At 37.0% G+C, this 26,121-nt stretch carries 34 protein-coding genes; 15 read left to right on the top strand and 19 right to left on the bottom strand.

The window, feature by feature from the left end:
- Positions 1 to 159: 159 nt before the first annotated feature.
- The 4 genes from IW15_RS02060 to IW15_RS02045 all read left to right on the top strand — a co-directional run bounded on the left by IW15_RS02060 (position 160) and on the right by IW15_RS02045 (position 2,874).
- Positions 160 to 624: a hypothetical protein gene (locus IW15_RS02060; RefSeq protein WP_034708907.1), complete on the top strand. Its 465-nt coding sequence runs from the start codon at positions 160 to 162 to the stop codon at positions 622 to 624.
- 173 nt (positions 625 to 797) lie between these two features.
- A complete protein-coding gene (locus IW15_RS02055) occupies positions 798 to 1,502 on the top strand; it encodes a MotA/TolQ/ExbB proton channel family protein (RefSeq protein WP_034708904.1) in 705 nt (234 codons plus the stop codon).
- A gap of 61 nt (positions 1,503 to 1,563) precedes the next feature.
- Positions 1,564 to 1,962 carry an ExbD/TolR family protein gene (locus tag IW15_RS02050; protein ID WP_034708901.1) on the top strand — a complete coding sequence of 133 codons (399 nt, stop codon included), beginning with the start codon at positions 1,564 to 1,566 and terminating at the stop codon, positions 1,960 to 1,962.
- A gap of 30 nt (positions 1,963 to 1,992) precedes the next feature.
- Positions 1,993 to 2,874, top strand: coding sequence for a hypothetical protein (locus tag IW15_RS02045; protein WP_034708899.1), 882 nt, complete (start codon positions 1,993 to 1,995; stop codon positions 2,872 to 2,874).
- Between the two features lie 14 nt (positions 2,875 to 2,888).
- Here the strand turns inward: IW15_RS02045 and IW15_RS02040 are convergent, their stop codons facing one another.
- The 9 genes from IW15_RS02040 to IW15_RS02000 form a co-directional block, all read right to left on the bottom strand.
- Complete coding sequence (locus IW15_RS02040) at positions 2,889 to 3,281, bottom strand: hypothetical protein (protein WP_034708896.1); 393 nt, start codon at positions 3,279 to 3,281, stop codon at positions 2,889 to 2,891.
- Positions 3,282 to 3,342: 61 nt separating this feature from the next.
- Positions 3,343 to 4,746, bottom strand: coding sequence for a nucleoside recognition domain-containing protein (locus IW15_RS02035; RefSeq protein WP_034708892.1), 1,404 nt, complete (start codon positions 4,744 to 4,746; stop codon positions 3,343 to 3,345).
- Between the two features lie 104 nt (positions 4,747 to 4,850).
- The gene (locus IW15_RS02030; protein ID WP_034708890.1) at positions 4,851 to 5,363 is read right to left on the bottom strand and encodes a DUF6973 domain-containing protein; all 513 of its coding nucleotides are present in this window, start codon (positions 5,361 to 5,363) and stop codon (positions 4,851 to 4,853) included.
- A 54-nt stretch (positions 5,364 to 5,417) separates the two neighbouring features.
- Complete coding sequence (gene accD, locus IW15_RS02025; protein WP_034708888.1) at positions 5,418 to 6,272, bottom strand: acetyl-CoA carboxylase, carboxyltransferase subunit beta; 855 nt, start codon at positions 6,270 to 6,272, stop codon at positions 5,418 to 5,420.
- Positions 6,273 to 6,368: 96 nt separating this feature from the next.
- Positions 6,369 to 7,439 (bottom strand): class II fructose-bisphosphate aldolase, encoded by a 1,071-nt coding sequence (gene fbaA / locus IW15_RS02020; protein ID WP_034708886.1) that lies wholly within the window; start codon positions 7,437 to 7,439, stop codon positions 6,369 to 6,371.
- Positions 7,440 to 7,510: 71 nt separating this feature from the next.
- Positions 7,511 to 8,377: an NAD kinase gene (locus IW15_RS02015; protein WP_034708883.1), complete on the bottom strand. Its 867-nt coding sequence runs from the start codon at positions 8,375 to 8,377 to the stop codon at positions 7,511 to 7,513.
- Between the two features lie 3 nt (positions 8,378 to 8,380).
- Positions 8,381 to 9,031: a CBS domain-containing protein gene (locus tag IW15_RS02010; protein ID WP_034708882.1), complete on the bottom strand. Its 651-nt coding sequence runs from the start codon at positions 9,029 to 9,031 to the stop codon at positions 8,381 to 8,383.
- Positions 9,032 to 9,216: 185 nt separating this feature from the next.
- A complete protein-coding gene (locus tag IW15_RS02005) occupies positions 9,217 to 9,747 on the bottom strand; it encodes an RNA methyltransferase (protein WP_034708880.1) in 531 nt (176 codons plus the stop codon).
- A 4-nt stretch (positions 9,748 to 9,751) separates the two neighbouring features.
- The gene (locus IW15_RS02000) at positions 9,752 to 10,372 is read right to left on the bottom strand and encodes a toxin-antitoxin system YwqK family antitoxin (protein WP_034708879.1); all 621 of its coding nucleotides are present in this window, start codon (positions 10,370 to 10,372) and stop codon (positions 9,752 to 9,754) included.
- 55 nt (positions 10,373 to 10,427) lie between these two features.
- On the opposite strand from IW15_RS02000, the gene IW15_RS01995 reads away from it, so the two are divergent.
- The gene (locus IW15_RS01995) at positions 10,428 to 11,027 is read left to right on the top strand and encodes a hypothetical protein (protein WP_034709811.1); all 600 of its coding nucleotides are present in this window, start codon (positions 10,428 to 10,430) and stop codon (positions 11,025 to 11,027) included.
- On the opposite strand, the gene IW15_RS01990 is transcribed toward IW15_RS01995, so the two are convergent.
- Entirely contained in the window at positions 11,024 to 11,917 is an 894-nt protein-coding gene (locus IW15_RS01990; protein WP_034708876.1) for a bestrophin family protein, read from the bottom strand. The two genes, IW15_RS01995 and IW15_RS01990, sit on opposite strands and share 4 nt — an antisense overlap.
- Positions 11,918 to 12,025: 108 nt before the next feature.
- Here IW15_RS01990 and IW15_RS22675 point away from each other — a divergent pair, with 108 nt between their 5' ends.
- Together IW15_RS22675 and IW15_RS01985 are read left to right on the top strand one after the other, a co-directional pair.
- Positions 12,026 to 12,190 carry a hypothetical protein gene (locus tag IW15_RS22675; RefSeq protein WP_165585152.1) on the top strand — a complete coding sequence of 55 codons (165 nt, stop codon included), beginning with the start codon at positions 12,026 to 12,028 and terminating at the stop codon, positions 12,188 to 12,190.
- A gap of 134 nt (positions 12,191 to 12,324) precedes the next feature.
- Positions 12,325 to 13,203, top strand: coding sequence for a cupin-like domain-containing protein (locus IW15_RS01985; protein WP_034708874.1), 879 nt, complete (start codon positions 12,325 to 12,327; stop codon positions 13,201 to 13,203).
- A gap of 7 nt (positions 13,204 to 13,210) precedes the next feature.
- Here IW15_RS01985 and IW15_RS01980 read toward each other — a convergent pair whose 3' ends face one another.
- Positions 13,211 to 13,741, bottom strand: coding sequence for a GNAT family N-acetyltransferase (locus IW15_RS01980; RefSeq protein ID WP_034708872.1), 531 nt, complete (start codon positions 13,739 to 13,741; stop codon positions 13,211 to 13,213).
- Between the two features lie 147 nt (positions 13,742 to 13,888).
- Here IW15_RS01980 and mutS point away from each other — a divergent pair, with 147 nt between their 5' ends.
- On the top strand, positions 13,889 to 16,480 hold the full coding sequence (gene mutS, locus IW15_RS01975; protein ID WP_034708870.1) for a DNA mismatch repair protein MutS: 2,592 nt from the start codon (positions 13,889 to 13,891) through the stop codon (positions 16,478 to 16,480).
- Between the two features lie 48 nt (positions 16,481 to 16,528).
- Here the strand turns inward: mutS and IW15_RS22450 are convergent, their stop codons facing one another.
- From IW15_RS22450 to IW15_RS01970, 3 genes are all read right to left on the bottom strand, one after another.
- Complete coding sequence (locus tag IW15_RS22450) at positions 16,529 to 16,690, bottom strand: bacteriocin (RefSeq protein WP_117584537.1); 162 nt, start codon at positions 16,688 to 16,690, stop codon at positions 16,529 to 16,531.
- 171 nt (positions 16,691 to 16,861) lie between these two features.
- The gene (locus tag IW15_RS22445) at positions 16,862 to 17,023 is read right to left on the bottom strand and encodes a bacteriocin (RefSeq protein ID WP_117584536.1); all 162 of its coding nucleotides are present in this window, start codon (positions 17,021 to 17,023) and stop codon (positions 16,862 to 16,864) included.
- A 40-nt stretch (positions 17,024 to 17,063) separates the two neighbouring features.
- Positions 17,064 to 17,228: a bacteriocin gene (locus IW15_RS01970; RefSeq protein WP_165585151.1), complete on the bottom strand. Its 165-nt coding sequence runs from the start codon at positions 17,226 to 17,228 to the stop codon at positions 17,064 to 17,066.
- Between the two features lie 147 nt (positions 17,229 to 17,375).
- Here IW15_RS01970 and IW15_RS01965 point away from each other — a divergent pair, with 147 nt between their 5' ends.
- The 3 genes from IW15_RS01965 to IW15_RS01955 all read left to right on the top strand — a co-directional run bounded on the left by IW15_RS01965 (position 17,376) and on the right by IW15_RS01955 (position 18,989).
- Positions 17,376 to 17,861: a TlpA family protein disulfide reductase gene (locus IW15_RS01965; RefSeq protein ID WP_034708865.1), complete on the top strand. Its 486-nt coding sequence runs from the start codon at positions 17,376 to 17,378 to the stop codon at positions 17,859 to 17,861.
- A 10-nt stretch (positions 17,862 to 17,871) separates the two neighbouring features.
- Positions 17,872 to 18,525, top strand: a complete 654-nt coding sequence (locus IW15_RS01960) for a thioredoxin family protein (protein WP_034708863.1) — start codon at positions 17,872 to 17,874, stop codon at positions 18,523 to 18,525.
- Positions 18,526 to 18,587: 62 nt separating this feature from the next.
- A complete protein-coding gene (locus tag IW15_RS01955) occupies positions 18,588 to 18,989 on the top strand; it encodes a ribosomal maturation YjgA family protein (RefSeq protein WP_034709810.1) in 402 nt (133 codons plus the stop codon).
- 31 nt (positions 18,990 to 19,020) lie between these two features.
- Here IW15_RS01955 and IW15_RS01950 read toward each other — a convergent pair whose 3' ends face one another.
- The 5 genes from IW15_RS01950 to IW15_RS01930 are packed head-to-tail and all read right to left on the bottom strand — an operon-like array spanning position 19,021 to position 22,656.
- Positions 19,021 to 19,938: a YARHG domain-containing protein gene (locus tag IW15_RS01950; RefSeq protein ID WP_034708860.1), complete on the bottom strand. Its 918-nt coding sequence runs from the start codon at positions 19,936 to 19,938 to the stop codon at positions 19,021 to 19,023.
- Positions 19,935 to 20,573 carry a DUF2306 domain-containing protein gene (locus tag IW15_RS01945; RefSeq protein ID WP_034708858.1) on the bottom strand — a complete coding sequence of 213 codons (639 nt, stop codon included), beginning with the start codon at positions 20,571 to 20,573 and terminating at the stop codon, positions 19,935 to 19,937. Before IW15_RS01945 ends, IW15_RS01950 begins: the two co-directional genes overlap by 4 nt.
- A gap of 1 nt (position 20,574) precedes the next feature.
- The gene (locus IW15_RS01940; RefSeq protein ID WP_034708855.1) at positions 20,575 to 20,988 is read right to left on the bottom strand and encodes an energy transducer TonB; all 414 of its coding nucleotides are present in this window, start codon (positions 20,986 to 20,988) and stop codon (positions 20,575 to 20,577) included.
- 33 nt (positions 20,989 to 21,021) lie between these two features.
- On the bottom strand, positions 21,022 to 21,435 hold the full coding sequence (locus IW15_RS01935) for an energy transducer TonB (RefSeq protein ID WP_034708853.1): 414 nt from the start codon (positions 21,433 to 21,435) through the stop codon (positions 21,022 to 21,024).
- A gap of 18 nt (positions 21,436 to 21,453) precedes the next feature.
- Positions 21,454 to 22,656, bottom strand: coding sequence for a BaiN/RdsA family NAD(P)/FAD-dependent oxidoreductase (locus IW15_RS01930; protein ID WP_034708851.1), 1,203 nt, complete (start codon positions 22,654 to 22,656; stop codon positions 21,454 to 21,456).
- 114 nt (positions 22,657 to 22,770) lie between these two features.
- Between IW15_RS01930 and IW15_RS01925 the strand changes: the two genes are divergently transcribed.
- The 4 genes from IW15_RS01925 to IW15_RS01910 all read left to right on the top strand — a co-directional run bounded on the left by IW15_RS01925 (position 22,771) and on the right by IW15_RS01910 (position 26,113).
- Positions 22,771 to 23,265, top strand: a complete 495-nt coding sequence (locus tag IW15_RS01925; protein ID WP_034708849.1) for an acyl-CoA thioesterase — start codon at positions 22,771 to 22,773, stop codon at positions 23,263 to 23,265.
- A 74-nt stretch (positions 23,266 to 23,339) separates the two neighbouring features.
- Positions 23,340 to 24,404: a thiamine-phosphate kinase gene (gene thiL / locus IW15_RS01920; RefSeq protein ID WP_034708847.1), complete on the top strand. Its 1,065-nt coding sequence runs from the start codon at positions 23,340 to 23,342 to the stop codon at positions 24,402 to 24,404.
- A gap of 675 nt (positions 24,405 to 25,079) precedes the next feature.
- Complete coding sequence (locus tag IW15_RS01915) at positions 25,080 to 25,583, top strand: P-loop NTPase family protein (RefSeq protein ID WP_131368453.1); 504 nt, start codon at positions 25,080 to 25,082, stop codon at positions 25,581 to 25,583.
- Between the two features lie 92 nt (positions 25,584 to 25,675).
- A complete protein-coding gene (locus IW15_RS01910; protein ID WP_051881704.1) occupies positions 25,676 to 26,113 on the top strand; it encodes a hypothetical protein in 438 nt (145 codons plus the stop codon).
- Positions 26,114 to 26,121: the final 8 nt, after the last annotated feature.

The raw sequence follows: 26,121 nt of genomic DNA, 5'->3' as shown, positions 1-26,121 counted from the left end.
CTTTATTAACACAAAAGTAAGTAATATTGATCAACGAACTTATCAAACAGGAGGATTTTAAAAAAATAGTTTTCAAAATATTTTTACCTTTCAATCTATTTTTTATCTTTGCTGAAAACGTTTAACAATCATATTATTACAGCTCTTTTTTAAGAAATAATGAAAGGGATTTTAAAAATTTACCATCCGGACGAAACGCTAAAATACAATATTAGAAATACTTATTGTAAAGCAGTTTACAGCAATGAACAACATTTTCTAGAAGTAGAAATCATTACGGATGACAGTTTGGATCACGTTGACGATGATTCTTTACAGTATAATTTTCCACAACTTTCGCTTGAAGTCGTCGACTTTCCTATTGAAACAGCGGAAATAGAAGGAAAAACTATTCAGATCGATGATTCTGATGAGGAAACATATACAGAAGTCGATTTATTCGATGATGAAGATGCCTTTGTCTATGATAATGAGCTTCAGTTCGAGAATAATGAAGAAGGAATACTTCAGTTGATCTGGAAAGGAACCATTGATGATTTCTATACGGGATCAGAAACACCTATTCCTTTTAGGCTGAAATGCGAATTCAAACAAGATGAGATTGTAATAGACGAAGACTTATAGTCGTCTCTCCCGATATTTTTGAAGCAGATTTCTTTTCAGATTTTTTTTGGAAAGAAATTTGCTGTTGGTATTTAATAACAAACTTTAAGTTGTTTTTAAGCAATTTTTAAGAGAGCTATTCATAATATTCCACTACATTTGTCGTTAAAATTTTATAAAAAAATTCATATTAAATGCTGTTAACGGAACTTACTCAGATTTTATTTGCACAAATTGCTGCCCCTGCAGTTGCTACAGACGATTTAGAATTTTCATTTTGGAAGATTATGTTCCATGGAGGAGCTTTCGCTAAAATAGTGATGGGAGTGGTATTGCTGCTAGGTATCTTTTCTGTATATCTGTTTTTTGAAAGGTTTTTCTTTATCAGAAGAGTGACTTCAAAAACAGATGCTAACTTTATGAATAATATTGAAGATTTTATCAAAGAAGGGAAAATAGAATCTGCTGCTGATTACTGCAAGAGACAAAACTCTCCTGAAGGAAGGATTTTAGAAAAAGGAATTTCAAGATTAGGACGCCCGGTTTCAGATATTGTAAGTGCCATGGAGTCCCAGGCTCAGATAGAAGTGGCGAATATGGAAAAAAACCTGAACCTGTTAGCAGTTGTTCCAAGTATAGCTCCAATGCTGGGGCTTTTGGGTACGGTAATCGGGATGATCATTGCTTTCTTTAATTTATCACATGCAACGGGATCTTTCTCTCCAAAAACGCTTTCCGAGGGTATTTATACAGCCCTAGGACAAACGGCGGTAGGTTTGGCAGTAGCGATTCCGGCTAACTTCTTCTATAATATTCTTTTAACCAGAATTGATAAATTTGTATTGAAAGCTCAGGATCTTTCCGGAGAATTTTTAGACCTTATCAATAAACCTTTATAAATCTTTCTTATGAAACCGAAAGGTTCCATCTGACCATTAGCAAAACAATAAAAGTAAACAGATGAAAATTCAGAGAAGAAATAAAGCGAACCCCGAGTTCAGTTTGGCAGCGATGACCGATGTTATCTTGCTGATGCTGATATTCTTTATGATTACTTCTTCAGCGGCCAACCAGAGTGCAATTGATGTAAAATTGCCTAAAGCAGGAGCCGTAGACGATAATATTCCAAATCCATTAACGGTAAGCATTAAGCCGGATGGTTCTTATTTCGTGGACGATAATCCTGTGACGAGAGAACAACTTGAGCAGACGATTGTCAGTAAACTTGCCAACCAGGCGAATAAGTCTTTCACGATCAGAGCAGACGAAAATACAATGCATAAAGATGTTGTGTTTGCCATGGAAATTGCTGAGAAAAATAAATTCAACATTGCCATTGCAACAGTTAAAGATAAATAACAAATCCGGAGCACCGGGAAGGAAGTTAAAATGAAAACGAATACGGTAGACAAGAGTGGAGAAAACAGAGATAAGATAAAAAGTGCTATACTTTCTATCCTTATTTGGTCTGCCATTCTGCTTTTTGTTTTTATATATAAATTAAAACCTGAGATTGACCAGCAACCGGAAGTTATTACTACAATGCTTGTCAACTTTGGGGACAACAGAAACGGAAACGGGGTGGAAGAACCAGCTGATCAGGAAGGAAGCCTTGCTGCAAAAGCAGAGGAAGTTACTCCTGAACCTGTTGAGGCAGTTGTTCCCGAAACAAAAACCGTTGTAAAACCGGATCCTCAGCCTGAAACTAAAAAGACTGAGGCCAAAGAAAAAGTGATTACAGGAACCAATTCAAAAACAACCGTTCCTAAAAAGGAGGAATCTAAGTCAAATAAAAAAGAAACATCAAGCACCACCGCTACTAAAAATAATAAAAAGACATCTGCCGCAGCCGGAAACTCCAAAACAGGATCCGGAGACGGAAAAGGAAATGCCGCTATCGGAAACCTGATCAAAGGAAGAGGAACTAAGGCCGGAAGCCAGGGAACCGGTGAAGGAATAGGAAATGCAGGTGATCCTCTGGGCGGTGACGGAAATGGAGACAGCAAAGTAGGAATTGACAGGAAACTGATAGGCTACATCCCCGGAACAATGGGAAGAGGAGGTGCACAACCAGCAAACAGCTGTACTGCGAGCGGTACCATTACCATCGCTTACACGGTTGATAAAGCAGGAAATGTAGTTTCCGCAAGAAGATCAGGCGGAACATCTGATCCCTGTATCAGTTCAAATGCTATTTCATGGGTGAAAAAGTATGTAAAAGCCGAGAAGGCAAGTACATCTTCCACCGGATCGTATAAAATTACTTTCTAAAATACAAAAGCACTTTATTCAAGTGCTTTTTTTATTTCATTGATTCTGTTGATGATCGGTAGGGCGAAAATCCCGCTGGTTTGAAGATAGAGTTCGTAGAACGTTTTTGCTTTATCTAAAGACTCATTGTTCTTTTCTCCTCTGCCTGTAAAATAGAAAAGATTCCCCAGCATTTCGTAATAATCTTTGTGGTCTCTTTCCTGTCTTTCGTTGACGATGTCTATAATTTCTTCTTTTGATTTTGCTGAAAGGGTAGTAAAGTCAAACTTAAAAATATCTTGCATTAAAGTCTCAAAATCTAATTCTTTCTGCATTAAACTTTCCTCGGGTTTGTCTAAGATCAGTTTTTCCAAAGCCTGTGTCAGCTGTCGGATTAGCCGTAATGTGAATTCTTTATCTGTAATCATATGTAGAGTTGTTGATTGATTGTTGTTCGTTGATGGTTTTTAGTGTAAATAAAGGTTTTATTTATGCAAAAAACAGATATGCCAACGCAATAGAGGTGATGACGCCTACCAGATCCGCCAAAAGCATGGCAATAACCGCATATCTTGTATTCTTTACAGCTACGGCTCCAAAGTAAACTGCGATCACGTAAAATGTCGTATCCGAGCTTCCCTGAAGTACGGCTGCCAATTTACCCTGAAAACTGTCTGCTCCAAAAGTCGACATCGTGTCCACCATCATTCCACGGGCCCCGGAACCGGAAAGCGGTTTGATTAAAGCAGTAGGAAGACCATCAACAAAGCGGGTGTCCATATTGGTCATCATTGCAACCCATTTCATACCGTCGATAATGACGTCAAAAACTCCTGAAGTCCTTAAAAGTGAAATGGCAATCAGCATTCCTACCAGATAGGGGATGATTTTCACACAGGTGGTAAAACCTTCTTTAGCTCCATCAATAAAAGCATCAAATACATTGATCTTTTTATACACTGCACCAAGAATAATGGACAGGAAAATAAAGAGAATCAGTCCGTTACTTAAAACTTTACTGAACGTATCCAGCTCATCTTTGCTCAATTGTACCAAATAAAGCACCAACAGAGCAATCACCGCCGAAATTCCTCCTACGTAGGCAATTACCACCGGACGCAACAGGTTGATCTTCTGATATAAAGAAACAATAATCATGGCGGCAAGCGTTGCTGTAAAAGTAGCAATCATACAAGGAAGAAATATGTCCGTTGGGGTTTTAGATCCCATAGATGCTCTTATTGCAATAATAGAAACTGGGATCAGTGTCATTCCTCCTGCATGAAGGCAGAGAAACATAATCTGAGAATTACTTGCGGTATCTTTATTGGGATTTAAAGTCTGTAAACTTTCCATGGCTTTCAATCCAAATGGAGTGGCTGCATTATCAAGCCCAAGAAGGTTGGCGCTGAAATTCATCAGCATATGTCCAAATGCGGGATGGTTTTTAGGAATATCAGGGAACAGCTTGGAAAAGAAAGGCTGGATCAGCCGGCTGAGGAGATTGATTCCTCCGGCTTTTTCTGCAATACTCATAAATCCCATAAACAAGGTCATGATCCCTATCAATCCGATACAGATTTTGACCGCTGTTTCAGAAGTACCGATCACACCGTCTGATTCCTGAACGCGGTACACTTTCACATTCTGCTGTAAAGCATCTGCTTTATAATGAATTCTGCTTTCTGCAAAATCAGACTTTTTCATCAGGCTGTCTCTTACCACAGGAGAGAGTGTGTTCATTTTCTGAGTGGCAATCTGTACCGTATCACCGCCTTTTCCAACGACCATATCGTTAAAAATAGTTTGGTAATGGCTTGATGAAATGTATTTTATACTTGCAATAGCAATGGCAACGATGATAAAAGCTGACCAAATTCTGCTGAGAACCATTTGTTTAAATTAAAATTTGAGAAAAGATAATAAATTTAATGTAAAACTATTACACTTTTATTTTTTTTGGACGATTAAGATGATTCTAGAATATTCCTGAACACTTATTTTTCATCAAGATATACTAAATATCCTTCAAAATCATCATCCAGATTCCTCAGAATTTTTGCCTCCTCCATTTTTTTTATTAAGGCGTCTATAAAGAATCCTTTTTCAAAAAACTGACGGTGGATTCCCGGAAGAAGTTCCAGGAAATAATCCATCCCGATTTTATTGTTGTGGAGGTCCATTTTGGTTTCCAGAGGTTGATTGGGAAACAGTTCTTCATGTAAATCAGTGATTTTTTTACAGAAGTCAACGGCTTTCTCCGGGGAAGATATTTTACTGCAGTACATGATGATGAAACAGCACCAAAGAGCGTGTCTGAATGCATTTCCTATACCATTTGTAGAAGCCGTTTTAGGAAAGCGTTTCTGTGCGATAGTGAAAGCCTGAATGGTGGCATAAAAGCTTAACAATGAAAAAAGAGGATGGGGAAGCACTAAGGATAAAAGACGCATAATCTTTTTAAAACTCATGCTCCGAATGGTATTGAAAAATATTTTAAAAGTCCTCATAAATAAAAATCTCTCCCTAATTAGAGAGAGATTGTATCGTTTTTGTTACAAATGTTATGCTTTTACTGCTAATAAATTTACTGTTTTAGCCACAGTATCTCTAATTTCAGTTCTTTTAACGATGAAATCCACGAATCCTTTTTCCTGTAGGAATTCTGAGGTCTGGAATCCTTCCGGTAGATCTCTACCAATGGTTTCACGGATAACTCTTGGGCCTGCAAAACCGATTAAGGCTTTAGGTTCAGCCATGATGATATCAGCTGTCATGGCGAAAGAAGCAGTAATGCCTCCAAAAGTAGGGTCGCATAAGTAAGCAATATATAAAAGACCCGCTTCTGAAAGCTGAGCTAATTTTGCCTGTACTTTTGCCAGCTGCATCAAAGAATAGGTTGCTTCCTGCATTCTTGCTCCTCCGGACTGACAGATGATCATGTACGGAAGTTTTTTCGCAATACAGTAATCAACTGCTCTTCTTATTTTTTCGCCCATTACAGAGCCTAAAGATCCACCGATAAAAGCAAAATCCATACAAGACACTACCATTTCGGTTCCTTTTACGGTTCCTACTGCATTTCTGATAGAATCTGTCAGTTTTGTTTTTGCTTTTACTTCTTTTAAACGGTCAGCATAAGGCTTTGTATCTTTGAAGTTGAGGATGTCTATACTTTCAACATTAGCATCCAGTTCAGTGAACTTGCCTTCATCAAAAAGGATATCAAAAAACTCTGCACTTCCTATTCTTACATGAAATCCATCTTCAGGAGAAACATAGTTGTTTTTCTTCAGTTCTTCATGCTCCACAACCTTTCCTGAAGGAGTTTGGTGCCAAAGACCTTTGGGAACATCCTTTTTTTCATCAGTAGAAGTGGTAATGTTTTTTGCTTTTCTTTTAAACCAGTCGAATGCCATTTTGTATGTATTATTGTATAGTGTAGAATGTAAAATGTATAAAGATTAAAGCGTTGGAATTACTTTTTACTTTATACATTTTACTTTTTACAAATTTTATTTTAAAGTATTTACGTTATTTAAATCTTCAAACGCTTTAACCAATCTCGTAGAGAAAGTTTCTTCACCTTTTCTTACCCAGTTTCTTGGGTCATAGAATTTTTTGTTAGGTTTTTCTTCACCTTCAGGGTTTCCGATTTGAGATCTTAAATAATCGATATTGTTCACCATATAGTCTCTGATTCCTTCTGTATAAGCGAACTGAAGGTCTGTATCGATGTTCATTTTGATAACACCGTAATCAATCGCCTCTCTGATTTCTTCCAGGGTAGAACCAGAACCTCCGTGGAATACGAAGTTGATAGGTTTTGCAGCCGTTCCGAATTTCTCCTGAACAAATTTCTGAGAGTTATCTAATATTTTTGGAGTAAGAACTACGTTTCCTGGCTTGTAAACACCGTGTACATTACCGAAAGCTGCTGCAATCGTAAAGTTATCAGAAATAGCTTTTAACTTTTCGTAAGTATACGCTACATCTTCAGGTTGTGTATATAATTTAGAATTGTCAACATCAGAATTGTCAACACCATCTTCTTCACCTCCTGTTACACCGATCTCAACTTCCAAAGTCATTTGCATTTTAGCCATTCTTTCGAAATATTCAGCAGAAACCTCAAGGTTTTCTTCTAAAGATTCCTCAGAAAGGTCAAGCATATGAGAAGAATAAAGAGATTTTCCTGTCTGCTTGAAGAATTCTTCGTTAGCATCCATCAATCCGTCGATCCAAGGCAATAATTTCTTTGCACAGTGGTCTGTATGTAAAATTACAGTTGCTCCGTAAGCTTCTGCAAGAGTATGAATATGTTTTGCACCTGCAATTGCTCCTAAAATAGCAGATTTCTGACCGTCGTTACTCAGTCCTTTTCCTGCGTTGAAAGAAGCTCCACCGTTAGAAAACTGGATAATAACAGGAGAATTCAATTTCGCTGCAGTTTCCATAACAGCATTTACATTGCTTGAACCAATTACGTTTACTGCAGGCAATGCAAATTTATTTTCTTTAGCATATTGGAAAATATCCGTAACTAACTGACCTGTGGCAACTCCTGCCGGAAAAATTCTGCTCATGTTTTACTTTTTAGTATATATTATTAGGCGTTTTTAAAATTCGTGTAAAGGTATGAAATTTTGCTCAATTGCTAATTTCTTTTGTCTCTCCCCCAAAGTAGTTTCTGGCGGATGGTTTCATAGAAACTCAGGTGGTTGGGCTGTACCAGAAGAATCTGGAAACTGGCTTTTTTAACGATGATCTCTTTGTCTGTTTCTATATGTATTAACCTTGAATCTAAAGAAAGGGAATATTGTGGTACTCTGCTTTCTACTTTAAATTTTATTTCCACTCTGTCGTTCACCACCAAAGGTCTTACGTTCAAATTGTGAGGAGCAATTGGAGTGATGACAAAATTTTCGTTGTTCGGAGAAATGATAGGTCCGCCGCAGCTTAAAGAATATGCTGTAGATCCTGTAGGGGTAGAGACGATAACACCATCTCCCCAGAATACATTAAGGAATTCATCATTAATATAAGAGTCTACCGTGATCATCGAGGTGGTTTCCTTTCTTGAAACGGTCACATCATTTAAGGCATAAGGGAAAAACTCATCCGATCTAGGGGATACGACTTCAATAACAGCACGGCGACTGGTTTTTACATCTCCCTTTAAAATAGCATCCAGTTCTTTAAATGCTTCTTCTTTGGTGAAACTCGCCAAAAATCCTAATCTCCCGGTATTAACACCAACAATAGGAATTTCAAGATCTTCGATGAAGGTTAAAGAGTTCACAATCGTTCCGTCTCCTCCAAAAGTGAAGAAAAGATCCACTTCTTTATCTATAAGATCCTGTTTACAATTGAAAGTCTCAAAAATTTTTGAAAACTGCAGGGCTTCAGCCATCTCATCATACAAAACAGATTTTACGCCCCGGCTTTCCAGCTCTGAAACAAATTTGCTTAAATATAAAAAAGTATCGAGATCTTTTTTCTGAGAATATATAGCTGCCTTCATTGTTTATATTTCTATGAATTTTTGGAAAAAACCGAACCGGTCCTTAAAGAGATCCGTTTTCTCATCAGAATAGTATTTTTCAACAATTCTATAATCGTATCTGTCAAATGTTTCATCAATAGAACCCAGATTTTCATTGCTTATTTTTATCGTCACATGAATGACTTCATCAGACATAAAACTGATAAAAGCGCCATAAAATTTAGAATTATTACTCTCCACAATATTGGCAATTTCGGTCATTGAATATTTTTTCACCGGAGTTTCCACCGTAAGCATAGCACCTGTTTCGGAAAACAGGGGATAGCGGGACAGGTCCTGAAAAACATCTTCACATCCGATATATCCCAAATACTTTTCACTCTTGTTGATTACCGGAATAATATTGGAATTGAAGGTATAAAAAAGGCGAATGCTGTCCATGATATTATTATCTTCAAGAATAGCAAACCGCTCGATCTGGTGTTCCAGATTCTTTAAAGTTCCTTCAGCTTCATCCAGAAATTCCTTGGCAATAGCTCCGTAAAAGTGGTGGGATTTTTTAATGAAAATATGAGAATATCCAAAGTCTTCTAAGGTATCCCTTGCTGATTCTATTGAGTCAGTCAAGCTAAAACACGGGAAATCTTTTGAGATATAGTCCTTGATAAACATTGTGCTAATTTATAAAAAATTAAATGAAACTTTTTCTGAAAACATACTTTTTTTTTGGAAAAAAAGAAAAAAATGATTTTAAAATTTGTTCGTGACAAAAAATAAAGTATCTTTGTCGCCTTTCATTTTTACTTTTTATTAGATTTATTTCAAACTGCACTGTCTATTAGACATATGCAGTTTTTTTATTTTAGGGCTTTCGCAAATTCCCACATCACAATTCCACCGCATACACTCACATTTAAAGAATGCTTGGTTCCTAACTGTGGAATTTCCAGAAATACATCGATGTTTGGCAGTGCCTCATCACTGATTCCTTCCACTTCATTTCCTAAAATCAAAGCATATTTTTTCTCTTTGTCAATCGTAAAATCAGTAATCAATTGGCTGTTGGTCGTCTGTTCTACGCCTACAATTTCATAGCCCTGACTTTTTAAATCGCTGATGGCTGTGTTAATGTCACTTTCATGCACCCAGTCTACACTTTCTGTAGCTCCAAGTGCTGCTTTGTGGATTTCTCTGTGCGGAGGTACCGGGGTAATTCCGCAGAGGATTATTTTTTCAATCAGAAAAGCGTCTGCTGTTCTGAAAGTAGCACCCACATTGTGCATGCTTCTTATATTGTCTAAAATGATGACTAACGGAACCTTCTCAGTTTTCTTAAATGTTTCTACATCTATTCTGTTCAGTTCTTCCAATTTTAGTTTGTGTACCAATGTATTATTTTGTTGAGATTAATTTTCCGTCTTTATAAACTTCTGTCTTTTCAATGCTTCCATCTTCGCGGTAGTGTACACGGGTTCCGTCTCTTTTATCATTTACGAATTCCGTTTCTCTCTGGATTTTCCCTGATGGATAAAGGACTTTCCATTTCCCTGTGGCAAGGCCATTTTGATAATATCCAACCTGTTTTACCGATTTTCCGTCTTCATGAAAAAGTTTACTTTCGCCCTCCAATTTACCGAATTTATAATTAGAAACCTCGGTTATTGCACCGGAAGGTGTGTAAAATGTTGCCGTAGAACTGTTATCGTAGATGTCTTTCTGCCCATTTCTATAGACTTCTTTAGACTGTAATACTCCGTTATTATCGTAATAAGCCCATTCCTTTAATTTATATCCATTTTTGTATTCTCCTTTCGCCTGAACTTTTCCATTTTCATAATAAAAAATGGCATCGCCCTCCAGCTTGCCTTTTTTCCAGTCGGCAATTTCTTTTACCTGTCCGTTGTCAAAGAAGTGTTTACAGTTTCCCTCTTGTAGCCCGTCTTTAAAACCACAGGGTTTTTGTGCGGATGCCCATGCTGATGCTGAGAAGAGCATCAAAAAAATGTATTTCATAGGTTTTTTTTATTCAAAAATAGCAAAATACTTATATTTGGCTAAAATATATACCATGAAAAAAATATCCATTGTCATGATGTTGGTATTTGCCTTTATTTTTTCAAAGGCCCAGAATACATACTATCCACAAGCTTTTTTCGATAAAAAGTTGGCCCAGCAGATGATCGGTTTTGGAAACTCTACGATTGAAGGAGTCGCTTCTACAAAACAGAAAAACAATTGGGGGGTGAAACCTCTTCTTGGCGAAAAACATTATGCACCGAAAGGAACCGTAGTGATGCTTTTTCCGGTAACGCCTTATTTTGAAGAGTTTTATGATATGAGAAGAAAGTATGAAAATAAAAAAACAACTGTTTATATGTCTGAAGAGGCTTTTAAATACAGAATAGAAGCATTAACAGATGATCATGGACGGTTCAAGTTTGAAAAACTGAAGCCCGGAAGATATTATCTGGAAACTATTGTGAATTTTACAGCGACAGCCAGTTATCAAAAACAAACGGGACAGTCGGATGCCTACAATGCCTATGGAGGGTATCTGTATTCTACCCCGATATACCAGACTTTCTTCTACGGATATTCTTCCGGAAACAGAGAGAGTAAATTTGTCGAAATAAAACAGGACGGCGAACTCAAAGAAATCAAGCTTTAAGCTTGATTTTTATTTTTTAAGCCCATGATCTGGTGTACATTTTTTTCAATATTTTGAGCCAGAGCCTCCATCGGAATATCATTTTCATCGTTGTTAAAGGGATCTTCAATCTCTTCAGCGATCAGCTCCAGACTCATTAAAACATAATAAACAAAAACCGTCAGGGGAATCATAAAAAGCCCGATGTTGATGACGTAGGCAATAGGAAGGGCAAAAACATACAGGATAATAAACTTCTTGATGAACGAGGAATAAGAATAGGGGATAGGCGTGTTTTTAATCCTCTCGCAGCCTCCGCATACATCCAGAAAACCGGAAAGCTGGGTGTCTAAATACACCATTTCAATATCTGAAATCTTACCTTCTTTCTTTAATTGATTCAGTTTGTGGGTTAAAAGAATAATAATTTCAGTAGGACCATGATGTTTCAGCGATTTTTCAATTTCAGAATAATCTTCATCTAATGCCAGTCTGGTGGATTCTTTCGATAAATGCTTTGCCAAAAAGTGAGGATAGAACTTCAGATATCTTGCAATCTGCTCAGCATGCTGGCGGTCGTCGATTAATATATTATTGATTTTTACTGCAAAATTTCGGGTATCATTCACCAGTTTACCCCAAAGCTTTCTTCCTTCCCACCACCGGTCGTACGCTGTATTGGTTCTGAAAACCAATAACAAAGAAAGCACAAACCCCAATAAAGAGTGAATCATTCCTACATTGCTTATTCCTGATTTTGACGTGAGGTGAAGATATTCTACTTCTAGATACTGGATGCCCCAGGAATATAGCCCCACAAGAATCATGCTTGGAAAAAGGATTTTCAAAGTATCACTTTTATGTAAGCTGAAAAGGATTTTTAGGAAATGTTTGGTGTTATAGGCTCTCATAAATTTTGTTCGTCCTACAAAGATAATTTTTTCGTTTTATCCCTGCTTTATGGGAACCCGTAAAATTTTTACCCATGATACTATTTATTTTGCCATAAAATTGATACAATGGGTTATTATAGAAAAGGACATTTTAAGAAAAACGGAACCTGGGTGAGCGGGCATTATGTAAGTACTTTTGGAGGAAGGAAAAATTCTAAAAAGAGCCCGCCGGGATGTATGGTTATTATGTTGGGAGGAATGATTTCACTGTTATTTTATTTTTTGCATTAAAATAAGGTAATGTACTGATGTGTAATTTTAAATTAATTTTCCAAGTCTATATCAACGGTGGAAAATAATTTGATGTTGAAATTTTTATAACTTTTGAAAAAAAGCTATTTTTATTTCGCATTAAATCAAAAAAGATGATTCTCAAAAAGGTAGATGTTGTCAGTGATATCAGTAAAGAAGACTTTCAGAAAAATTATTTTAAGAAAAAGAGACCCCTGCTGATCAAGAATTTTGCGGCCCGCTGGGATGCTTTTGACAAATGGAATCTTGCCTATATCCGTGAAAAAGCTGGCGAACAGGAAGTGCCTTTATACGATAATAAACCGGCCAGCGCGTCAAAAAGTTCAGATGAGCCCGTGACGCGTATGAAGATGAAAGAGTATATAGACACCATTAAGAGCAAGCCGTCCGATCTTCGTATTTTCTTTTACATCATTACAGACCGTCTTCCCGAGCTGCTGAAAAACTTTACCTATCCTGATCTGGGCATCCGATTTTTTAAACGTCTTCCTACCTTGTTTTTCGGAGGAAGTGAGGCGCATGTTTTGATGCATTATGATGTGGATCTGGGTGATTTTCTTCATATTCATTTCGAAGGGAAGAAGAGGATTTTGCTGTTTGATCAGAAACAGTCAGCATTTTTATATAAAGTACCGCTTTCAGTTCATACCGTTTACGATGTGGATTATGAAAATCCTGATTACGAAAAGTTCCCGGCGTTACAATACGCTGAAGGCTATGAAATTTTCATGGAACATGGAGATGCTCTTTTTATTCCGGGAGCATTTTGGCATTTCAACCGGTACCTGGAGCCGGGTTTTTCTCTTTCTCTCCGTGCACTGCCCAATAAGCCGAAAGTTTTCGTCAATATGCTGTACCATGTTTTCATTATGAGATATACCGATAAAATTTTACGTAAACTGGGTAAAGAGAGCTGGGTGAACTATAAACAGAAATGGGCTTACGAAAAAAGCAACGAAGCTTTAGAAAAACACCTACAGACTAAAAAGTGATCCTATTTTATTCATTAATAAGTCCGAAAATTTTAGCGTCTACGAATTTCCCTTTTTCAAAAAAATAATCACGCATAGTCCCTTCTTCTTTAAAGTGTAGTGATTGCAATAATTTTTCTGAGGAAATATTGGCGGGATCGATAAATGCTTCCACACGGTGCAGGCCCATTCTTTCAAAACCGAAGGTTAAAATAGGAAGAACGGCCTCTTTCATGTATGATTGATGCCAGAATGCAGGATTAAGCTCATAACCGATCTCTGCTTTAAAGTGCTCCTGATGCCAGTTATGATATCCGCAGGTTCCAATTACTTTCTTTTCAGATTTTAGCTCCAGTGCCCAACGGAATCCTTTTCCTTTTTCAAATTCATTATTAAAGTGAAGAATGATATTGTTAGCATCTTCCAGGGTTTTAAAAGTTTCCAGATCATAATATTGCATTACCTGATCCTGAGAAAAATATTCAAACAGATCTTCAGCATCATGATGGGTAAGCTGTCTTAAAATAAGCCTTTCGGTTTCTAAGATGGGATAAGTCATCGTTTCTATTTTACTGAAAAGTACGATAATTATTTTGTCGGTGAAATAAAAAGGGCTGGAAAATCCTGATTTGCAGCGAGAAGATAAATTTCTAAACAATTTTTTAACCCTGATTTTATTTTCTAAATTTGGGGTTCATTTTTTATTATGGCAAAAGCAGCGAAGAAAGAAACCCCGTTAATGACACAGTACAATACCATCAAGGCGAAATATCCTGATGCGCTGCTATTATTCAGGGTTGGGGATTTTTATGAAACTTTTGGGCAGGATGCCGTCAGAACTTCTCAGATTCTGGGTATTGTGCTTACCAAAAGAGCCAATGGTGACGGGCATATAGAGCTTGCTGGATTTCCGCATCACTCCGTAGATTCTTACCTTCCAAAATTGGTAAGGGCAGGGATGAGGGTGGCGATCTGTGATCAGCTGGAAGATCCAAAAACGGTGAAAGGAATTGTGAAAAGGGGAGTTACGGAATTGGTAACACCTGGAGTAACATTCAATGACCAGGTATTAAATTCCAAAAAGAACAACTTCCTGCTTTCTCTGCACAAAGAAAAAGAGAAATTCGGAATGGCTCTGGTGGATATTTCCACCGGAGAATTTTTAGTAAGTGAAGGAAATCTGGATAAACTATTGCATATTGTCCATACGTTTGATCCCAGTGAGATCATTTATCAGAGAAGTGTTCAGATTCCGGAGCAACTTAAGAACAAAAGTGCTTTTAAGCTTGAAGACTGGGCGTTTCAGTACAATTTTGCCTATGAAAAACTGACGGGACATTTCAAGACAAATTCTTTAAAAGGCTTTGGAATTGAAAATCTTTCGCAGGCGATAACCGCAGCAGGGGCTATTTTTGCTTATCTGGTGGAAGATACCCATCATAATCTACTGGCACACATTACCAAACTTCAGATTATTCCGCAGGAAGATTACCTGATGATGGATAATTTCACGTTACGCAATTTAGAGATTGTGTACCCAAGCAATCCACAGGGAAAATCGCTGCTTGATATTATCGATAAAACCTCGACTCCGATGGGAGGAAGGTTATTGAGAAGGAGAATTATTCTTCCCTTAAAATCTGTTACCGAAATTGGCAGAAGACTCTCATTAATTGATTTCCTGAATGAAAATGACAGCCTGAAATATGAAATTTCCCAGCTGTTAAAATCTATTTCCGACCTGGATCGTTTAATGGGAAAACTGGCTGCAGAAAAGATCTCACCTAAAGAATTGGGGTATTTACGCCAAAGTTTGATTAATATCAGTAAAATTAAGGCTTTACTGCATCCGCATGCCGATGTGCTGGCTTGGCTCGAACCTTTATATGATCTGGAAGAACTGATCAAACAGTTAGAGACTTGTCTTAATGATGAGCTTCCCGTAAATATTTCAAAAGGGAATGTCATTAAAGAAGGGATTTCCGAAGAACTAGACAGGCTCAGAGGTCTTCAAAGCAAAGGGCGCGGCTTCCTGGATGAGATGTGCCAGAGAGAAATAGAAAGAACGGGGATTTCCAGCCTTAAAATTGATTTTAACAATGTTTTTGGGTATTATATCGAAGTCCGGAATACCCATAAAGATAAAGTTCCGAGTGACTGGCTGAGAAAGCAAACCCTTGTGAATGCCGAACGCTACATTACCGAAGAATTAAAAGAATACGAAAGTCAGATTCTGGGTGCCGAAGAGAAAATTGGAGTACTGGAAAACCAGCTTTACAGAAATGTATGTGCTGAAACGCTGGTGTACATGGATCAGATCCAGGAAAACTCCAGTATCATCGCACAGCTTGATGTGGCGGCGGGATTCTCTGATCTGGCGGTTTCTGAAAGCTATACCAGACCGGTTTTAAATGACGGCTATGCAATTGATCTGAAAGAAGCCAGACACCCGATCATTGAAAATGCACTTCCGTTAGGAGAAAAATATATTCCGAATGATATCTTTTTAGATAAAGATACCCAGCAGATCATCATGGTTACGGGACCCAACATGGCCGGTAAATCGGCAATTCTGCGTCAGACGGCTATTGTATGTCTCTTAGCGCAGATCGGAAGTTTCGTGCCTGCAAAACATGCTGAAATAGGCATGCTTGATAAGATCTTTACCAGAGTAGGAGCTACCGATAATATTTCTGCAGGAGAATCTACTTTTATGGTGGAAATGAATGAGGCCGCGAATATTTTGAACAATATTTCAGGGCGAAGCTTAATTCTGTTGGATGAAATCGGTCGTGGAACGTCAACGTATGACGGGGTTTCTATAGCATGGGCCATTGCAGAATACCTGCACCAGCATCCTACACAGTCCAAAACATTGTTTGCTACCCATTATCACGAACTGAATGAGATGACGGTAAATTTTGAGAGGGTGAAAAACTTCCATGTTTCTATTCAGGAAAATAAAGGAAATATTATTTTCATGAGAAAGCTGATTCCCGGGGGAAGTGAGCACAGTTTCGGTATTCATGTTGCGAAGCTTGCGGGAATGCCGGCGAAAGTGATCAACAGAGCGAATGAAATCCTTAAAACCCTTGAAGCAAGCCGTACACAGGGAACAAGTTCTTCAGAAACCATCAAAAGAGTGACCGAAGAAAACATGCAGCTTTCTTTCTTTCAGCTTGATGATCCTGTATTGGAGAACATCCGGGAAGAACTGACCAAAATAGATATCAATACTCTGACTCCGATAGAAGCTTTAATGAAGCTTAATTCGATTAAAAAGATGATCGGAAAATAAATAATAAAGAGAGCTGAAAAGCTCTCTTTTTGTATCGTTAAATCGTATTTAGTAGCAACAGGTACCGTCAGAAGTACAGATTCCTACATGTCCTTCACCGCCGGGAGTCATGCAGATACATTCCATAACGCAGTCGCGTGCGGAACCACCATTAATTGCTTTTAATTCTTTTTTCGTTAATTTCTTTTTCTGAATGATTAATTTTTTCATAATAAAAATATTAGTTTAGTCAGACTAAAGTATACATTTATCTCAATAATTCCAGTATTTGTGAGTAAAAATATTGCTCTATTTTATTAGGACGGATGATTTAGAAAAAACAAAAACGAAAGTGAAAAGCTTTCGTTTAGTATTGTGAAGATTGTATTTCCGGTTAGTTATTTAGCAGCAAACCCCTTTTGGATTGCACGTTCCGATATAAGGTTCACCGGGACCGGTAGAAAAACAAAGACATTCCATAAGGCAGTCTGTATCGTTTCCTCCGTTAATTTCCTTTAATTCTTTTTTGGTTAATTTTTTTCTCTGGATGTTTAACTTTTTCATAATGAATTGTTTTAATTAATTTGGAGTTAATCCGGTTTCGTTAACAGCAATACCCGTCCTGTTCACCAGGAACTCCGGATCTTTCTTCTCCTGTTTCCCGAACAAAACAGCTTACTACTCTTGGGCAAAAAGGTTTTTTACCGCCACTAATTTCTTTCAATTCGTTCTTTGTTAATTTTCTCTTTCGAAGAGTTGATGTTTTCATGATTAAAATTTTTAATTTGGTCATACTAAAGTACGTTTTTATTTCAATATTTCAACTGAATGTGATTAGTTTTGAAAATAAATCAACATAAACCGTATTAAACTAAATAAATCGACTCCGGGTAAAAGCTTTTTACTAATTTTGAGTATGAAGAATTTCTTTAATTTATTATTTGTGCTTGTGTGCTTCAGTATTGTTAAAGCGCAGCAGGCTGCAGTTGTTTCTGTAAAATACGAAGAGCTGGAAAAGCGTATTCAGCAGGAAAAAGATAAGTTTCTTGTGGTCAACTTCTGGTCGACAACCTGTGGACCCTGTGTGAAAGAACTTCCTCATTTTATGGAGGTGAATAATAAATATGCAGGCAATCCTAAATTTAAAATGATCTTAGTATCACTGGACAGACTGGCGGATATGGAAAAAGTGGTTAAATTCATTAAAAACAAGAACCTGACAGCTGAGGTTATTTTACTGGATGATATCAAAAGAATGAATACCTGGATCCCAAGGTTTAATAAAGACTGGGACGGAAATATTCCGGTAACGATCTTCTACAAAAACGGACAGAAAGTTTATTTCAACGATGGTGAGATGAGCAAGGAAGATCTTGAAAAATTAGTAGAACAAAATTTATAATAAATATCTTATGAAAAACCTGAAAATATTGCTGGCCGCTTTTATCTTCGCCTTAGGCCTGTTGAGTTTTACCACAGTAGGTCATGGTAAAAACGTTTCTCATGGCAACACCAATACAGCAAAAGGCTATGAAATAGGAGATGTGGCAACAGATTTTAAACTGAAAAATGTGGATGGAAAAATGGTTTCCCTCAGCGATTTTAAGACGGCTAAAGGTTTTATTGTGATATTCACGTGCAACCACTGTCCGTATGCTAAAAAGTATGAAGACAGGATTATGGAGCTTGATAAAAAGTATAAAGAGCAGGGCTATCCGGTGATTGCCATTAACCCGAATGATCCAAACATACAGGCAGAAGATGGCTATCAGGAGATGATCGAAAGAGCTGCACAAAGAGGATTTACTTTCCCATACTTAGTAGATGAAGGACAAAAGGTTTATCCACAATATGGAGCTACAAAAACACCGCATGTATTTGTGCTGCAGAAAGAAAATGGTAAGAATATCGTGAAGTATATTGGGGCTATCGACAACAATTATGAAAATCCGAATGATGTTTCAGAATATTACGTTCAGGATGCAGTGAATGCTTTGATAGAAGGGAAACCCGTGAAAATGACAAAAACTGTTGCAATCGGATGCACGGTGAAAGTAAAGAAATAATATCTTTGTATCATAACTTATAGATCAGCATTCATTGAATGCTGATTTTTTATGCCAGATCTATGAAATTACAATTCAGCTTACAATATCTTCTTCTAACGGTTCTGATTTTCCTTGTCGAAGTCTTAATTGCCACAGTGCTAAAGGATATTTTCTTTGTAAGGGCTTATCTTGGAGATGTCATCGTGGTAATGCTCCTGTACACTTTTGTGAAGAGCTTTGTTTCTGTAAATAATCAAAAACTTATTCTGGGAATTCTTGTTTTTTCCTGCCTGGTAGAGTTTGCACAGTATTTTAATATCGCAGAAAAATTAGGCTTCCGTCCGGGAAGCCTAATGTATATTGTGATTGGAAATTCTTTTTCCTGGATCGATATTCTGTGCTATGCAGCCGGATGTTTTATCCTTTATCTTTGGGTAAAATACAGTGAATCAATACAATTTAAAAAGCTTACTAAAGAGTAACTAGGGGTTGACACATTGCATTCTTACTTAGTTACCTTCCGAAACTGTCATACTTATCTTGCGCATATTGTATAAAACGGTTCAGCAGGACTACATTTTCCTTTTCCATGGGAGTAAGGTCTTTATCTACATTGTTAGAAACCGGAATATACCAATCCGTACGTTCAAAGAAATTTCTGAATGTTTCTTTTTTAAAGGAATATCCATGTCTTGCAAATACTGCATTTTTAATGATCTCCAGATCCAGTTTTCTTAAATTTTTCAGTTCTTTTTCGGTGAGTTTCTGTTTAGAAGCATTGATCTTAAAAATAGCATCAGACGCAAATCTGTTCTTAGAAGCTTTGTAGGTTTCTGTTTTTCCGGTTTCTTCATCAGTGTATTTTTCTGTAACGCTTTTAGGATTCGTCCAGTCTACCAAGTCTGAATTTTCATCCAGCATGAAGTTGGGATTGTATACAAATTCTTTCTTTATCAGTTTTAAAGTTTTCAAAGGTAATTTTACAGCTGATTTATTGAAGGCGTTCCAGTTTCCGGTTAGGCTGTCATTATTTAATTTAACCTCAAATCTTCCGTCAGTTTTATTATTTCCAGGCTCATCCAGGACAAAAGATTTTGAAGTTTCATTAAAAACACCTCGAAACGGACGCTGATTGCCGCTTACAATACTTTGACCGTAAACGCTGTCTTTCGTAATTCTGTTAATTTTTAAAGAAATTTTCTTGTAGATTTCGCCTTCATATTCTTCTCCATCTTCAGAGGTAACCATACCTTTTCCTGCAAAATCTCCCATGTAAATTCCATAATATTCTTTATAGATTTCAGGAACAATAACCGAATCTTTTTTTGCAGTAAGAGAATCCTTCCCGATGTTACTGATTTTTCCATCTTTTTTACAGCTGATCAAAGCAGCAGCCAATAAAGAAATGAGCGTGTAATTTAAAATTTTCATATATGTTTTTTTGTAATTAGATATTCAATGAGAAGAAGGTTAGGAATCCAGCCCAGCCATGCGATGATTTGGTAGACATCCATAGGATTGGGATGGAATAAATATACAATAATTACTTTCCACATCCTTAAAGTGATGGCAGAAAGCGTTAATGCAAAACTCCGCCACATCCAATGTTTATGTTGTATAAATTTTTTCTGCCGTGCCAGTTGGTAAGCCTTATAGGTAGAAAACCACCATAAGCAGCCTAACATGACAAATGAAATCTTTGATAAAATTCCACCATTGGCAAGAATACCCATATAAACTCCTGAAGGAGCTGCCAATATTAAAATTAAGAAAATATATAATTTGCCCAAGTTTTTATGGAAGTTTTTTAACCCAAAATCCTTTTTCAGAATGGCTAAAAATCCAAAAAGCAGAACAAAAATACTGGTATATATATGGGTGTAGAAAAAATAAAGATATTCCGGCCTGTGTTCCACTTCGGTCTGCTTGATCATCAGAAAGCTTACATTGGGATTGAAAGGAATATATTCCAGGGTAATGGAAAGCATCAGCCAAAAGAAATATCCGAATCCCAGAATAAAAAGGATTTTCAAGAAAACAGCAATATTTCTTCTGACTGAAAGCATTTTAATTATCAAAATTAACAATGAAAGGAAGGGTATACCAGGTCTCTACAGGACTTCCTTTGTATTCTCCTGGAGTCCATTTGGTTTTCATAGACTTCATCACTCTTTCTACCTCTTTATTCATGGTTTCGTTGCTCCCTGTAATAGAAATTTTTTCTATTTCACCTTGAGCATTAACAGAGAACTTTGCGTTAGCTCGTACCTGCCCAGTACCTCTGATTCGTTTGATATCTATTTTTTGAGACACTTCCCTCATAAATACATTGATCCCTCTGGGATATTCTGCTTGTTTGGGTTCTTCAGAAGGATGGGTGTCTGTAGAATGACTCTCAAAAGGTGGACTTTCTGTTTCCTTTACCTGAGAGAAGACAAGTACAGATCCAAGACATAAAATGAATGCTAATAGTTTTTTCATGGTTTTAATTTATAAGCTGTTAGGGTCCGCATTTTAAATATTTAAATTCATGGGAATGTGGTACGTTGCTTTTACTGCTTGCCCATTTTTAGTAGCAGGTTTCCATTTGGTCTTTAAAGCTTTTATAACGCGATCCATCTCTTTATTCAGGGCAGGATTATTTCCCGTTGTTGAAACAGAACTTATACTCCCATCGGGATTGATATCAAAGGTTGTTACTGATTTGAATTGTCCGGACTTCGTGAATGTAGAAGACTTTATTTCTTTACTTATATACATTCTGATGGCAGGTATTCCGCCAGGAAATTCTGCAGGAGTATATATTGTATCATTTACTTTAGATTCCGATAATAATTGAGCTGGTTTCTGCTGTTCTTCTTGTTGTACTGTTTGAGAAAAAATAAGTTGTGATCCTAAGAGAAAAATAACTAGCGATATTGTTTTCATAGCTGTTTTTTAATAATATTATAAACTATTCAGATCCTGTGCAATCAGCCAGGCTTCACTCCAGCAAGCCTGGAAATTAAACCCTCCGGTTACAGCATCAATATTCAAAACTTCACCTGCAATATAAAAATTAGGAAGAACTTTTGAAGACATGTTTTTAAAGTTAATCTCCTTTAAATCAATGCCTCCGGCGGTAACGAATTCATCTTTAAAGGTAGATTTCCCTGTTACTTTAAGCTTCTTTTTACATAAGTTTTCCAGAATGGTCTGCGTTTCTTTTCCGGAAACATTAGCGATCTGTTTGTTGAGGTCTACTTTTGAAATTTCAAGAACTTTATGCCAGAACCGGTTGGTAATGTCAAACATTTTAGATTGACCTATGGTTTTCTTGGGGTGACTTAATTTGGCATTCTGAAATAATTCTTCGGCCTCATCCATCGTTTTTACAATGAAATTGACTTCAATTTCAACCTGATATTTCAGTTGTGCTAAGCTTATCGCTTCCCAGGCCGAAATTTTCAACACTGCAGGCCCGGAAAGGCCCCAATGAGTAATCAGAAGCGGCCCACTTTCTTCCGTTTTTAATGATGGAATAGAAACTTCAGCATTTTCAAAACTTGTTCCCGGTAATTCTTTTAATAAATCATCTTTGATATTAAAAGTAAAAAGCGAGGGAACAAGAGGCACAATAGTATGGCCTAAATTTTCCGCAATTTTCAACGATTTTGGAGAACTTCCGGTTGTATAAACAACATAATCAGCTGAAAAATCACCTAAACTGGTTACAACAAGATATTTTTCATCCTGTTTTTTAATTTCTTTAACTGAACATTTCGTTTTTACCTCTACATCTTTATGCTGGATCTCTTTCTGAAAAGTATTGATAATCGTCTGTGAAGAATTGCTTTCCGGAAAAGTCCTGTTATCGCCTTCTATTTTTAGCGGAACATTGCGCTGATCAAACCATTCCATGGTATCACCAGGCTGGAATTTTGTGAAAACACTCAGGAGTTCTTTGTTGCCACGCGGATAAAACTGAACCAGTTCTTTTGGATCGAAGCAGGCGTGGGTTACATTGCATCGTCCGCCTCCGGAAATTTTCACTTTCTGCAGAACATCCGAGTTCTGTTCAAGGATGGTAATTTTATATTTCTTTTCGTCAAGGTTTGATGCACAGAAAAATCCTGCCGCACCGCCTCCAATAATGATAATTTGCTTCATACGTACGGTAATCTTATGCTGAAGATTATTTTTCCAAAAGTACAATTTTTATAAACCATCTTATTTGAGTATTTTTGAAGAATATAATTTAATTATTCTAAAAACGATTTTTAAATGACTTTCTACCATACCTTCGAAGTGCGTTGGAGCGATCTTGACGCCAACAAACACCTAGCCAATTCATCATATGTCCAGTACTGCGCTCAGGCCAGGATGGCGTTCATGACTAAAGAAAAAATGGGCGTTACCCAGCTCAGCAGATGGGGAATCGGGCCGGTGATGCTGCACGAAAGATATTCTTTTTTCAAAGAAATCTATGCCGACCAGACCGTTATTGTAAGTGTAGAAATAGACGGATGTTCAGAAGATTCTTCGATCTACCGTTTCCTGCATAAATTTTACACTCCGGATGGCGTACACTGTGCAACATCAGAAGCAACAGGAGTGTGGATCGATATGATGCTGAGAAAAATGACAACTCCGCCGGATGATGTTGTGGAAGCGATGAATAAGTATAAAACTCCTGAAACTGTAGTTTTATCTAGAGAGGATTTCAAGAAATTCCCTTTCCATCCTCATAATATCGATCCCGAAGCGTTCACAAAATAGTTAAAGACTTAAAGTTCAGTATATAATGTTATGAGTACATTTTACGCTGGGCATTTTACCCAAAAAGAAATTATATGTTTGAAGATAAATCTCAGGAATTAACACCCATCTCTAAATTAGGAGAATTTGGACTGATTAAACATTTAACAGAACATTTTCCTCTCTCTAATGAATCTTCGGAGCTTGGAGTGGGAGATGATGCGGCGGTTATTAATCCGGGAAATAAAAAAGTAGTCCTTACCACCGATATGCTGGCAGAAGGAGTTCACTTTAATCTGGGCTATGTTCCGTTAAAACATTTAGGCTATAAAGCCGTTGTTGTCAACCTAAGTGATATTGCCGCAATGAATGCTACACCAACGCAGATATTGGTTTCATTGGCTGTTTCAAACCGTTTTCCGGTAGAAGCGCTGGAAGAAATTTATGCAGGAATTCAGGCGGCCTGTACCCGTTATAAAGTGGATTTGATAGGTGGAGACACCACAAGTTCCAATGCAGGATTGGTAATGAGTATTACCGCAATAGGAATTGAAAATGAAGAAAATATCGTCAAAAGAAGCAGCGCCAGATCTAATGATCTTTTAGTGGTTTCCGGAGATCTTGGCGGAGCTTATATGGGACTTCAGATCCTGGAAAGAGAACATGCCGTGTACCTTGCTGATCCTAATATGCAGCCTGAAATGGAAGGCTATGATTACATTTTAGAAAGACAGCTTAAACCGGAAGCCAGAACGGATGTGAAGGCAACTCTGGAGCAGCTGGATATTAAACCGACTTCCATGATTGATATTTCTGACGGTCTTGCCTCGGAAATCCTTCATCTTTCTGATCAGTCGGAAGTAGGCTTCAGATTATATGAAGATAAAGTTCCAATGGATAATCTTACCATTACAACCGCTGATGAATTTAATTTAAATCCTGTGATGGCTGCTTTAAGTGGTGGTGAAGATTATGAACTGCTGTTCACAATTGCTCCGGAAGATTTTGAAAAAATTAGAAACCATCCGGATTTTACTATTATCGGGCACGCTGTAGAAAAAGAAGAAGGAAACTTTATGGTAGCAAGAGGTTCCAACCAGTTAGTTGCTCTTACGGCACAAGGGTGGGATGCTTTCTTGGGTAACCAACAAAACGGATAAATTATTTTAATTTTGAATATTGTAAAAAACCGGCGCATATAATGCGGCGGTTTTTGTTTTTTGTATTTAACGTTATTAACATAATAAAATTTCAGGAGCAATTTATTATGTGTTGAATATTAATTTTTCAAATAATTTTTCATTGGTATGGGAAGTTTTATATATTTGCAAATCTAAAAAACACAAACACACAACAAAAACGATGAAAAAAAATATACTATCTATTTAGAAACCATTCTCCTCTTTTTCCTATTCTGGAATTACATCAATAACTATTATTCGACAATCATCAGCTTTTAGTATTGCTAAAAAGTTATGGCCTGTTATTTATAATATTCAAAAATGCCAATCTGCCTCAGAATGAGTGTGTATTGTTATGGGTATTTTCAATGAATTTGGAATGTATAATTAGGAAATAACATAGAACAGGCAAAATAATATTGCTGGTTTTAGGCTACAAAGAGGCTTCTTTTTAATAAATCTTTATTCGATTAAATAATAAACACATACATACTTATGAAAAAAACTCTACTACTTACTCTAGTATCGCTTTCTCATTTTTATTTTTCTCAATCTTGGAATACAACGGGTAATTCAGGGACCAATCCTGCTACAGACTTTGTTGGGACAAGGGATAATCAACCCTTAATTTTTAAAATTAATGGATCTGAAAAGATGAGGTTATCACCTAGTGGAAGACTCGCATTTTATAATATAAATTCACAAACTTGGGCTTACAACTTATATATAGGAGGGGGAAATGAAGTTCCATCAGATAATCCGACAGGTAACTACGCCAATGTTGCAGTAGGATTAGGTTCTATGAGCTCTAATACAACCGGAAGCTCGAATACGGCATTAGGGTATAATACAATGACTAACAGTACTATCGGAATTGGAAATTTAGCTCTAGGAATTAATGCAATGCAATTTTCAGTCGATGCTAGCAATAATGTAGCAGTCGGGCTCAATAACCTAAGCGGTATGGTTAGTGGTGAGTTTAACACTGCAGTAGGCTTTCAGGCATTACGGGCCACGGGAAGTACAGCTTCAATTCCTCTGATAGGAAATACGGCTGTGGGGAAAACAGCTTTGCTCAGGTTGATTGATGGAAACTATAATACAGTACTGGGTCAAAATTCATTTATACAAAAAAAGGTAACTATAATATTGCTATAGGATCAAATAATGTTCCAGATGCAGAAAATGCGGCCGGGAATATTTATATAGGGAACAATCTTCTTCCGGTAAACCCCCAGCCTTCTAATGAATTGAATATTGGAAACTGGATTATAGGTAACAATGGAACCATTGGTATTGGTCAATTTACCACTCCGCTTACTGCTGATGGGAGTACTCCAGATGGAACAAAATATAAACTTTTTGTAAAAGATGGAATAAGAACCGAAAAGGTTAAAGTAGATGTTGCTTCTGCAAACGGTTGGGCAGATTATGTTTTCAATAAAAACTATAAGCTTCTTACCCTGTCTGATGTTGAAAAGCATATTGACGAAAAAGGGCATTTGCCTAATATTCCATCAGCAGAAGATGTTGTGAAAAATGGGGTCAATCTGGGTGAGATGGATGCAAAACTTCTTGAGAAAATAGAAGAGCTGACTCTATATGTTATCCAGCTTAATAAAGATGTAAAACATTTAGGAGAAGAGAATAAAGAACTCAAGAAAAAAATAGAATTACTTAAAAAATAGGATTTTAG

Origin of the sequence: Chryseobacterium soli, from assembly GCF_000737705.1 — a bacterium.
In the GTDB taxonomy this organism is placed as follows: domain Bacteria; phylum Bacteroidota; class Bacteroidia; order Flavobacteriales; family Weeksellaceae; genus Chryseobacterium; species Chryseobacterium soli.
The sequence above is the reverse complement of the archived record's forward strand: the minus strand, read 5'-3'. Positions and strand labels throughout refer to the sequence as shown.